A 3,158-nucleotide genomic window follows, 5' to 3' on the forward strand; every position below is an offset into this window, starting at 1 on the left:
GCTCTCGGAGTTCAGCCTCCTGCGCGCCTCCTGCGGCCCTCCACTCATCGCCACGAAGACGACGACCGCACCGAGGGCGAGGAAGGCGAGAACGATCACCAGGCCCGTCATCGCGGCGGACCCTATCCGACACGGCGGACCGCTGGGCGCCACGGCGCGACGGCGGTGCGCCCGCATCGGGCCTTGGGCGCAAAAGCTGGCGACCGCTCACCGCCGCCGCCCCTGGGCGAAGGACATCGCCGGCGGCGCGACGGCGCGAAAGTCGCCGCCCGCCGCCTCGCGATCCTCCCTCTCCTCGCGCGCGGGCAGCGCGTGGACGGGTGCGTCGCGCCCGGGGGCCTCGAGTGCGCGCAGCGCGCGAGCGACCACGTTGATCGCCCCGCCGGCGGCGGCGTGGCGCTCCAGGCGGCCCTCGGCCAGGACGAGCGGCTCGGCGCGCACGGCCAGGCGGTCGCGGTCGTAGACCGGCGGGGGGACGATCACGTTGACCGTCCCGTGCTCGTCCTCGAGCAAGAGGAAGACCACGCCGTTGGCCGTGGCCGGGCGCTGACGGGCCACGACCAGGCCGCCGATGCTCACCTTCGTGCCGTGCGCCGTGCGCTCCAGCTCGGCGCTGGTCAGCGCCCCGCGGCCGGTCAGCCTGCCTCGCAGGAGGGTCAGGGGGTGGCGGGCGATCGAGAGGCCGGTCGTCGCGTAGTCGGCCACCATCGCGTCCCATTCCTCCAGCGCGCCCAGGCGCGGGGGCGCGGGGAGGCCGAGCGGGAGCGCGAGCTGGGTGTCCCCGGTCGCGGCGGCGCTCGTGGTCGTGGCCGCCCGGGTGTCGCCGGATTGGTCGTCGCCGCCGCAGGCAGCGAGCGCGAGGGTGGTGACGAGCGCGAGGGTGGTGGTGGATCGACGAAGCATGGTTCCTCCTGGTCGGGTGATGTCGCGACCGTACGCGCCGGTGCCCCGTCAAACCTCGATACCGCGGGCGGATGAGCTCGTCCCCGCGGACGATCTTCACCGCCTCGTAGTTCGTCCGCGCAGACGATGCGCATCGCCCGTCGCGCGAATACGCTCGCGCCATGGACCCGGCGTCCGCCGCACACGCCGATCGCCGCCCCCGGCGCTCGGACTGGCTGATCGCCGCCGGCGTGGCCGCCGTCGCGCAGATCGAGGTGTGGGCCACGCAGACCGGGTCGCCCAAGGCCGCCTACGCGCTGGCCGCCCTGGCCATGACCGTCCCGCTGGCCTGGCGTCGCCCCGCCCCGATCGCGGTCCTCGTCCTGGTCTTCGTGCCGCTGTTCGCCATGAAGCTCGCGGGCGACCCGATCGAGTCGGCCTATGTCACGGCCGTGCTCGTGGTGGCCTTCTCGGCGGTGGGCGCATTCTGCCCGCGTCGCCAGGCGCTGGGCGGCCTGGCCCTGGGGATCGTGCTGCTGGGCGCGCTGCTGGTGGTCGAGAACGCGGTGGTCACCGAGGGCGTCGAACCGCCGGTGGCCGGGGACTTCGTCTTCCTGGGGGCCATCATGGCCGTGGTCTGGGCGCTGGGCGTGGGCCTGCGCGAGCGATCGCTGCGCGCCGACGAGCTCGAGGAGCGCGCCGATCGCCTCGAGGAGGAGCGCGAGGAGCGCGCCCGCGCGGCGGTGGCGCAGGAGCGCGCGCGGATCGCGCGCGAGCTGCACGACGTCGTCTCCCACTCGATCAGCGTGATCGCGGTGCAGACGGGGTCCATGCGCCGCCGGCTTCGCCATGACCGTCCCGACGAGGCGACCGAGCTGCTGGCCACCGAGCAGACCGCGCGCCAGGCGCTGGCCGAGATGCGCCGCATGCTGGGCCTGCTGCGCGCCGACGAGGACGGCGCCTCCCTCGCCCCGCAGCCGGGCATGGACCAGGTCGGCGCGCTGGTCGAGCAGCTCAGCGACGCCGGACTGGCCGTCGACCTCGAGGTGTCGGGGGAACGCCGGGCGCTGCCGCCCGGCCTCGACCTGGCCGCCTATCGCATCGTCCAGGAGGCCCTCACCAACGTCCTGCGCCACGCCGGCCCCGCCCGCGCGCGCGTGGCCGTGCGCTACGGCGACCGCGAGCTCGAGCTCGAGGTCGCCGACGACGGCCGGGGGCCGGGTCCCGAGCGCAACGGCCAGGGCCACGGGATCATCGGGATGCGCGAGCGCGTGACCCTCTACGGCGGCTCGCTGTCCACCGGGCCCGCGGACGACGGCGGGTTCGTCGTCCGCGCCGTCCTGCCGATCCCCGGCCCATGAGCATCAGCGTCGTCATCGCCGACGACCAGGCGATGGTCCGGGCCGGGTTTCGCTCGTTATTGATCCAGGAGCCCGACATCGAGGTCCTCGGCGAGGCCGCCGACGGCGAGCAGGCCATCGCCGCCGTGCGGCGCTTTCGCCCCGACGTCGCGCTGATGGACATCCGCATGCCCCACGTCGACGGCCTCGAGGCGACCCGGCGCCTCGCCGCGGCCGGCTCCTCGACGCGCATCCTCATCCTCACGACCTTCGACCTCGACGAGTACGTCTACGAGGGCCTGCGCGCCGGCGCGAGCGGCTTCCTGCTCAAGGACGCCTCGCCCGAGCAGCTGATAGCGGCCATTCACGTCATCAACGAGGGCGAGGCCGTGCTCGCACCGTCGGTCACCCGCCGCGTCGTCGAGGCGTTCTCCCGGCTCCCGGCGCGCCAGGACCACCTCACGGCCGCTCTGGCCAAGCTCACCGCGCGAGAGCACGAGGTCCTCGAGCTGCTGGCCAAGGGCTCGTCGAACCTCGAGATCGCACGCGCTCTGTTCGTCACCGAGACCACCGCCAAGACCCACGTGCGCAACGTCCTGGCCAAGCTCGACCTGCGCGACCGCGTCCATGCGGTCGTGTTCGCCTACGAGTCAGGCCTCGTGCGCCCGGCGGGGCCGTGAGCCTCCCGTGTCTGCCCAAGGCGCGGGGCGACGTTCGAAGGATCACCCACGCTGAGCGGGGTCGATCCTTCGAACGCCCCTGGCGACCCGGCGGCTCGCATCGTGATCGCGCTGCGCGAGGCGTCTATGTAGCGTCTATGATCCCGATCATGACGCCACAACCGGGGCCGTTGAAGCGTGAGGTGGGAGTGCGTGAGCTCCATGACCAGCTGAGCCGCTACGTGAGGCACGTGGCCCAAGGGGCCGAGGTGGTCGT

Annotated in this window: 3 protein-coding genes; 2 read left to right on the plus strand and 1 reads right to left on the minus strand. The window is 73.7% G+C overall.

All coding sequences use genetic code 11. The features are described from left to right. Positions 1-207 precede the first annotated feature (207 nt). The gene (locus KY469_22700; GenBank protein ID MBW3665902.1) at positions 208-903 is read right to left on the minus strand and encodes a hypothetical protein; all 696 of its coding nucleotides are present in this window, start codon (positions 901-903) and stop codon (positions 208-210) included. 161 nt (positions 904-1,064) lie between these two features. On the opposite strand from KY469_22700, the gene KY469_22705 reads away from it, so the two are divergent. Both KY469_22705 and KY469_22710 read left to right on the plus strand, forming a co-directional pair. Beyond that, the gene (locus tag KY469_22705) at positions 1,065-2,243 is read left to right on the plus strand and encodes a sensor histidine kinase (GenBank protein ID MBW3665903.1); all 1,179 of its coding nucleotides are present in this window, start codon (positions 1,065-1,067) and stop codon (positions 2,241-2,243) included. Next, the gene (locus KY469_22710) at positions 2,240-2,902 is read left to right on the plus strand and encodes a response regulator transcription factor (protein ID MBW3665904.1); all 663 of its coding nucleotides are present in this window, start codon (positions 2,240-2,242) and stop codon (positions 2,900-2,902) included. The genes KY469_22705 and KY469_22710 overlap by 4 nt, the downstream gene beginning before the upstream one ends. Positions 2,903-3,158: the final 256 nt, after the last annotated feature.

This window comes from Actinomycetota bacterium (assembly GCA_019347575.1).
In the GTDB taxonomy this organism is placed as follows: Bacteria; Actinomycetota; Nitriliruptoria; order Nitriliruptorales; family Nitriliruptoraceae; genus JAHWKY01.